Annotated in this window: 7 protein-coding genes and 1 pseudogene; 5 read left to right on the top strand and 3 right to left on the bottom strand. The window is 67.3% G+C overall.

The window, feature by feature from the left end:
• Positions 1–739 (top strand): hemolysin family protein (locus AC6EI8_RS24300; RefSeq protein ID WP_498383100.1); only part of this gene is annotated, 739 nt, incomplete at its 5' end.
• A 77-nt stretch (positions 740–816) separates the two neighbouring features.
• Here the strand turns inward: AC6EI8_RS24300 and AC6EI8_RS24295 are convergent.
• The 3 genes from AC6EI8_RS24295 to AC6EI8_RS24285 all read right to left on the bottom strand — a co-directional run bounded on the left by AC6EI8_RS24295 (position 817) and on the right by AC6EI8_RS24285 (position 1,815).
• Complete coding sequence (locus tag AC6EI8_RS24295) at positions 817–1,203, bottom strand: hypothetical protein (RefSeq protein WP_149320130.1); 387 nt, start codon at positions 1,201–1,203, stop codon at positions 817–819.
• Positions 1,204–1,223: 20 nt separating this feature from the next.
• The gene (locus AC6EI8_RS24290) at positions 1,224–1,508 is read right to left on the bottom strand and encodes a hypothetical protein (protein WP_149320131.1); all 285 of its coding nucleotides are present in this window, start codon (positions 1,506–1,508) and stop codon (positions 1,224–1,226) included.
• 103 nt (positions 1,509–1,611) lie between these two features.
• Entirely contained in the window at positions 1,612–1,815 is a 204-nt protein-coding gene (locus tag AC6EI8_RS24285) for a cold-shock protein (protein ID WP_149320132.1), read from the bottom strand.
• Positions 1,816–2,119: 304 nt separating this feature from the next.
• On the opposite strand from AC6EI8_RS24285, the gene AC6EI8_RS24280 reads away from it, so the two are divergent.
• The 4 genes and pseudogenes from AC6EI8_RS24280 to AC6EI8_RS24265 form a co-directional block, all read left to right on the top strand.
• Positions 2,120–2,290 (top strand): hypothetical protein, encoded by a 171-nt coding sequence (locus AC6EI8_RS24280; protein WP_190286441.1) that lies wholly within the window; start codon positions 2,120–2,122, stop codon positions 2,288–2,290.
• Positions 2,287–2,376: a K(+)-transporting ATPase subunit F gene (gene kdpF / locus AC6EI8_RS24275; protein ID WP_149320133.1), complete on the top strand. Its 90-nt coding sequence runs from the start codon at positions 2,287–2,289 to the stop codon at positions 2,374–2,376. The genes AC6EI8_RS24280 and kdpF overlap by 4 nt, the downstream gene beginning before the upstream one ends.
• On the top strand, positions 2,376–4,184 hold the full coding sequence (gene kdpA / locus AC6EI8_RS24270; protein WP_498383098.1) for a potassium-transporting ATPase subunit KdpA: 1,809 nt from the start codon (positions 2,376–2,378) through the stop codon (positions 4,182–4,184). The genes kdpF and kdpA overlap by 1 nt, the downstream gene beginning before the upstream one ends.
• A 154-nt stretch (positions 4,185–4,338) precedes the next feature.
• Positions 4,339–4,719, top strand: a pseudogene (locus AC6EI8_RS24265) (potassium-transporting ATPase subunit B); the annotation flags it as partial.

Raw genomic sequence — 4,719 nt, 5'->3', positions numbered from 1 at the left:
GGAGGAGCGCACCATGGTCAGCGGCGTGCTGTCGCTGGCCGAACGCTCGGTGCGCTCGATCATGACGCCGCGCTCGGAACTGTCGTGGATCGATATCGAGCAGGACGCCGACACGCTGCGCCGCCAGATCCTCGCCACGCCGCACAGCTTCTTTCCGGTCTGCCGCGGGCAGCTGGACGATATCCTCGGCGTCGCGCGCGGCAAGGACCTGATCGGCACGCTGGCCGAGCAAGGCCGCATCGACGAAGCCAGCCTGCGGCCGCCGATCGTGGTGCCGGAATCGATCCGCATCCTGCCGCTGATGGAGACGCTGCGCGCGTCGCGCGGCCAGCTGGTGCTGGTGACCGACGAATACGGCGCGGTGCTGGGCGTGGTGACGCCGGTCGATGTGCTGGAAGCGATCGCGGGCGAATTCCCCGACGAGGACGAACTTCCGACCATCGCGGCGGCGGGGGAGGGGCGCTGGCTGATCGACGGCAGTGCCGATCTGCATGCGGTCGCCCACGTGCTGGAGCTGGGCGAACCGTGGACGCAATCCCAGGGGCGCTATGCGTCGCTGGGCGGCCTGCTGCTGGACCGTTTCGGCATCGTGCCGCCGGTGGGCAGCGCGATCGATCTGGACGGCTATCGCTTCACGGTGGTCGAGGCGACCGAACGGCGCATCGATCGGATCGAAGTGGTGCGCCTGGGCGCCGAATCGGTGCAGGCGGGCGCCGATGCCGAGCAGCGGGAGCGCTGAACGAGATCGACGGTGCGGGCGGTGATACGCGGAACCGTACGCGCTGGTCCTTCTATTCCGGTTCCTTTACCCGCCCCTTACACGCCGAACGACTGCAGCCGCGAACGGGCCGGCCGGCTGGCGTCGCGCGATCGTACCGGGCGCAGTTCCCCTTGCCACGGGGCGGCCAGCGCGTCGAGCAGATGATCGCCGGCGAGGGTCTTGTCGTGCAGCGCGTCGCGCAGCGCCTGGCCGATCGCCAGCCGGCACAGCGCCTCGCCGTCGCGGGTCAGCGTGCCGCGGGCCGCAACCGTATCCGCATCCGCATCGGCGCGGATCGTGAACGAGCGCCGGCCCACGCCGACGAAACTGGTGAATCGAACGCAATCGCATTCGCCGGAACCGGCGAAATTGACGCTGACATGGTAGGCGAGGCTGGTACCGGCCCATGGCAACGTACAGAGGTAACTGACGGCTTCGCTCATGGCGGGCTCGCTTTGGCGCTTCAGGCCGTAGGCAGCGTTTCGGTCGGGACCAGGCCGTCGATGATGGCGCGGCCGTAGTCGACGGCGGCGCGTCGGGCGGTGCCGACGTTCTCGCACGAGCCGCTGGTCAGGCGGTACAGGCGTGATTGCTCGTTGCCAGGGGGCTGGCCTTCGATGCAGATCATCACCGAGACGTCAAAAGCAAGTTCGGGTTTGGTACGCGGCCATGTCTGCACCGGGGTGCGCCGGTAGACCAGCGGGTAGAGCTCGTAGCCCTTGTAGCTGGCGGTAGGAAGGGAGTCCATGCATCGCTCCTGTTGAACAACGTGGACGCCGGCTGGCTGCGACAGGCAGAAAAAGCGGCCGGCAATAAAAAACCCCGCAAGCGCGGGGTTTTCGTGGCAAGCGTCAGACCGGTTCGATCTTCGTGGCGGCCGGGCCCTTCTGGCCGACGCCGCGCACGTAGCGCACCTTCTGTCCTTCCTGCAGCGACTTGAAACCGCTGCCCTGAATTTCCGAAAAATGCGCGAACAGATCGTCGCCGCCGGCGTCCGGCGTAATGAAGCCGAAGCCCTTCGAATCGTTAAACCACTTTACGGTACCGGTATCCATGTATATCTCCTGGATTGTTCCCATCGGACGAATGTCCCGAGGGGCATGACGATCAAGAAGAAACATGGAGAAGAAGTGGCGGAGCCGGGGGCGGCCAACTCGGTAATCGACGTGCTTGCTTGAAGATCCTGCGGTTCCCGTTATACAGGTCATGTGCCGGGCTGTCAAAACAATGCGGCAAATCCATTGACGGATGCCCTCTGCCGCATCTTTATACCTTCTTTACGGCACCCCTCCACCTTTCTACCCCGTTTTTAGCCGCCCCTCCCTAATCTGCAAGCCGGTATCACTCTCGGTATTTGCCATGGACGGGATTTTCCTGATCGTACTGTTCGGCTTCGCCGGACTCTGTGCCGTGCTGCTGCAGCTGTGCGTCGTGCTGGCGCCGCGCGCGCCGGCGAATGTGCGCCCGCACGGGCCGGCCAACGACACGCCGCCGCAGTGCGGTGCCACCCCGGGCAGGGGGCAACGATGAACTGGACCGATCTGCTGGCCGCGGCGATGGCCGCGGCCATGTTCGTCTATCTGCTGATCGCGCTGCTGCGCCCGGAGAAATTCTGATGACCACGCAGTTCATGGGCCTGCTGGCCCTGTTTCTCGCCATCCTGCTGGCGATGGCGCTGCTGCTGGGACGCTATCTGCGCCGCGCCGTCGAGGACGGCCAATACGCCTTGACCGCATGGGGTCGGCCCGTCGAGCGCCTGCTCTATCGCGTTGCCGGCGTACGCCCCGATGCCGAGATGGGGTGGAAGCGGTATGCCGTCGCCGTGCTCGCGTTCAACGTGCTGGGCGTGGTGGTGGTCTATGGCCTGCAGCGGCTGCAGGGCGTGCTGCCGCTCAATCCCCAGGGCTTCGGCCCGGTGTCGCCCGATTCCGCATTCAACACGGCGATCAGCTTCGTCGCGAACACCAACTGGCAGGGCTATGCCGGCGAATCGACGATGGCCTATCTGACGCAGATGCTGGGCCTGACCGTGCAGAACTTCGTGTCGGCGGCGACCGGCATCGCGGTGGTATTCGCGCTGATCCGCGGCTTCGCGCGCCAGAGCGCGGCGACCATCGGCAACTTCTGGGTCGACATGACCCGCACCACGCTCTATGTGCTGATGCCCATCGCGACCGTCATCGCGCTGGCCCTGGTCAGCCAGGGCGTGATCCAGAACTTCGACGCCTACAAGCCGGTGTCGATGGTGTCCGCGGTCGAGTACACCATGCCGAAGACCGATGCCGCCGGGCAGCCGGTACTGGACGCCGAGGGCAGGCCCGTCGCGGAGCCGGTCCGCACGGACCGGCAGACGCTGGCGATGGGCCCGGTCGCGTCGCAGGAGGCGATCAAGATGCTGGGCACCAACGGCGGCGGCTTCTTCAACGCCAACTCGGCGCATCCCTTCGAGAACCCGACCGCGCTGGCGAACCTGATCGAGATGCTGGCGATCTTCCTGATTCCCGCCGCGCTGTGCTTCACCTTCGGCGAGATGGTCGGTGATCGCCGCCAGGGCATCGCGGTGCTGGCGTCGATGGCCGCGATCTTCGTCGCGATGGCCTGCGTGGCCGCGCTGGCCGAGCAGCAGCCCAACCCCGCGCTGGCGGGATTGCCGGTGGACAGCCTCGCCTCGGCCTGGCAGGACGGCGGCAACATGGAAGGCAAGGAAACGCGCTTCGGCCTGGCCGCATCGGCGCTGTTCGCCACGGTCACCACCGCGGCGTCGTGCGGCGCGGTCAATGCGATGCACGACTCCTTCACCGCCATCGGCGGACTGGTGCCGATGCTGCTGATGCAGCTCGGCGAGGTCGTGTTCGGCGGCGTCGGCTCGGGCCTGTACGGCATGCTCGTGTATGCGGTGCTGGCCGTGTTCATCGCCGGCCTGATGATCGGCCGCACGCCCGAGTATCTCGGCAAGAAGATCGAGGCCTACGAGATGAAGATGGCCGCCGTGGTGATCCTCGTCACGCCGTTGCTGGTGCTGCTGGGCACGGCGGCGGCGGTGTCGATGGAGGCCGGCCGCGCCGGCGTGCTCAATCCCGGCACGCACGGCTTCTCCGAGATCCTCTACGCGCTGTCCTCGGCCGCGAACAACAACGGCAGCGCGTTCGCCGGCCTGTCGGCCAACACGCCCTTCTACAACACGCTGCTGGCCGCGGCGATGTGGTTCGGCCGCTTCTGGGTGATCGTCCCGGTCCTCGCGATGGCCGGCGCCCTCGCGGCGAAGAAGCGCGTGCCGGCAAGCGGCGGCACCATGCCCACGCACGGGCCGCTGTTCGTGGTGCTGCTGGTGGGCACGGTGCTGCTGGTCGGTGCGCTGACCTATGTGCCGGCGCTCGCGCTCGGCCCCGTGGCCGAGCAGCTGCAGGGCGCGGTCGTTCGCTGAGTCCGTTCGCTGAGTCCGTTCGATGAGCCCGCCCGATGAGCCCGCCCGATGAGTCCGCCGATGAGCCAGGCGTTCCCCCGATGACATCGGACGCCGCGCGCTTTCCGACCGCGTCGGCGTTCCTCCCTCCTCTCTAGCGCACTGCGGAGATCCCATGCAACAAGAATCCACGGCCAATGCGGCCGAGATCGGCGGCAATCCGGGCGAAGTGTCGGCCGGCACGCCCGTGACCGATCGCCAACCCGCGCTTTCCGATCGCGCCCCGGCGCGCGGCATGTTCGCGCCGCAGCTGCTCAAGCCGGCGCTGGTGGCGGCCTGGCGCAAGTTGTCGCCGCGCCAGCAGCTGCGCAATCCGGTGATGTTCGTGGTCTATGCCGGCAGCATCCTGACCACGATCCTGTTCCTGCGCGCGGCCTTCGCGCCCGAAACCTCCGCCGGCGGCGAGAGCGCCGGCTTCATCCTGGCCGTGTCGGTCTGGCTGTGGTTCACGGTGCTGTTCGCCAACTTTGCCGAGGCGCTCGCCGAAGGGCGCAGC

It is taken from the genome of Cupriavidus sp. R6-3, from assembly GCF_059772245.1.
Note: the sequence above shows the minus strand (reverse complement) of the source record. Positions and strands in the feature narration are given on the sequence as shown.